Origin of the sequence: Micromonospora sp. NPDC006431 (genome assembly GCF_042870725.1) — a bacterium.
Classification (GTDB): domain Bacteria; phylum Actinomycetota; class Actinomycetes; order Mycobacteriales; family Micromonosporaceae; genus Micromonospora.
In genome coordinates this window covers 1-1,572 of sequence record NZ_JBIAHQ010000077.1, presented here as the reverse complement: position 1 = coordinate 1,572, position 1,572 = coordinate 1, and the positions used below count along the sequence as shown (strand labels likewise).

Sequence of the window (1,572 nt, the reverse complement as noted above, 5' to 3'; positions counted from 1 at the left end):
CGGTTACCGCTCGCAGGATCCGCTGTCGAGGTGGAAGTACCGCGTGTTGGCCCAGCGGCAGAGCCGGATGCCGACGACGATGCCGGCGATCGTGACCAGGGCGGGGAGGTACCCGCTGGCGACTTGCACGATGGGGATTGCCGGGCAGCCACCCGAGATTGCCCAGCCGGTGCCGAAGAGCACTGCGCCGGGGATCACGCCGGCGTGGATGCGTCCCGGGGTGCGGCGGACGCGTAGTACGGCGAATATCACGACGATGATCGCTACGGCGCCGGCGAAGGCGAGGAGCATGCGTAGCTCCTGGAAGGTGAACATGCGGTTCAGTTCGGCGTAGTCACCGAACCCGATGTTGGCGACGGTGTAGCCGAGGGCCAGGCCAGCGATGATGTTGGCGACGAGTATCCCGCCCCGGGTGCGCATCAGATCACCTTCCACAGCAGGAACGACACGAGGACGGCGGTGCCGAAGAAGACGGCGGTCGCGACGATGCTGACCGGCTGTAGCCGGCCACAGCCGTTGAGTCCGTGACCGCTGCTGCATCCTCCGGCGAGGCGGGTGCCGAAGCCGACGAGTACACCGCCGGCGAACAGCGCGCCGATCATTGGGATCGGTTTGTCGGTGACGATCTGGGCGAAGGCGGCGCCCATGTCGAGGCGGAGCTGGAACCGGCCGGTGGTAACGGCCGCTACCCAGCCGCCGATGAAGACCGACAGGAGTAGGGCGACCTGGCTGATCAGGGGTGCCGGGAGCAGGCTCGCCAGTGCGGGACTCGCCGCCGCTGGTGGTCGCACGTCCTGTCCCGGGGTCCGCGCGTCGCCGTGCGGGGCGGGACGCGCGGCAGGTGCGGCGGAACCGGCTCCGAACTGGTCGGCGGTGGCCGCGGCGAGAGCCTCGGTGAGGACCCGTTCGTCAGCGAACTGGGCGTTCACCCGTTCGACACGGCGTTCGGCGCGCCAGTGCAGCACCCGGTCCCACGCACCGGACACCCCGAAGGATCGATCGGTCGTGACGGCGTAGTTGATGGTGGTGAGGGCGAGCCCGACAGCCCCGGCCCACCAGGGCCAGTATTCGGTCATGCGGAACCTGCGATCCATTCTGCGAGGCGGGTCCACCAACGAGCCCGCCGAGGCGCCGGTGGGGTCGATGGCATTTCGGAGGGGTGCGGACCCGGTGCGGGTGACCCGGGGTTGACGCCTTGAGCTGCCGGTACCTGGTTGGACTCCCGGACCGGTACCGGCTCGAACCGCTGCGAGGGCCCCGGATTGAACCGTGACGGCGCCTGCGGCGGACCGGCCGGGCCTGACCCGCCAGCGGCGGGAGTGCGTCTCAGGTGTGACGCGTCGACTCCATTCGGCAGGAGCGTGATCGGCACGCGCCGCCCCGTCCGGGACAGCTTGTACCGAGCGCACGTCCGCCAACCCTCCGCACTGTCGCAGTAGTAGCTCCGCCAGTCGCGCAAGCTTGCGTTGAGCAGCGGGAAGAGAGGGCATTCCCGCACGTGTGAGCAGCCCATGTCACTCCGATCTGGCCAGCACCCGGGGCGAATGGGCGGGTTGGCATGAGTTGGAGGGG

2 protein-coding genes are annotated in these 1,572 nt (G+C 69.4%); both read right to left on the bottom strand.

The window, feature by feature from the left end:
* Positions 1–3: 3 nt before the first annotated feature.
* The gene (locus tag ACFYM6_RS36125; RefSeq protein WP_387282033.1) at positions 4–420 is read right to left on the bottom strand and encodes a YeeE/YedE thiosulfate transporter family protein; all 417 of its coding nucleotides are present in this window, start codon (positions 418–420) and stop codon (positions 4–6) included.
* A complete protein-coding gene (locus ACFYM6_RS36120; protein WP_387282031.1) occupies positions 420–1,076 on the bottom strand; it encodes a YeeE/YedE family protein in 657 nt (218 codons plus the stop codon). The genes ACFYM6_RS36125 and ACFYM6_RS36120 overlap by 1 nt, the downstream gene beginning before the upstream one ends.
* Between the last annotated feature and the right edge of the window lie 496 nt (positions 1,077–1,572).

Coding starts and splice junctions, on each gene's coding strand:
- ACFYM6_RS36125 (WP_387282033.1), bottom strand. CDS start 420: ATGCGCACCCGGGGCGGGATACTCGTCGCCAACATCATCGCTGGCCTG.
- ACFYM6_RS36120 (WP_387282031.1), bottom strand. CDS start 1,076: ATGACCGAATACTGGCCCTGGTGGGCCGGGGCTGTCGGGCTCGCCCTC.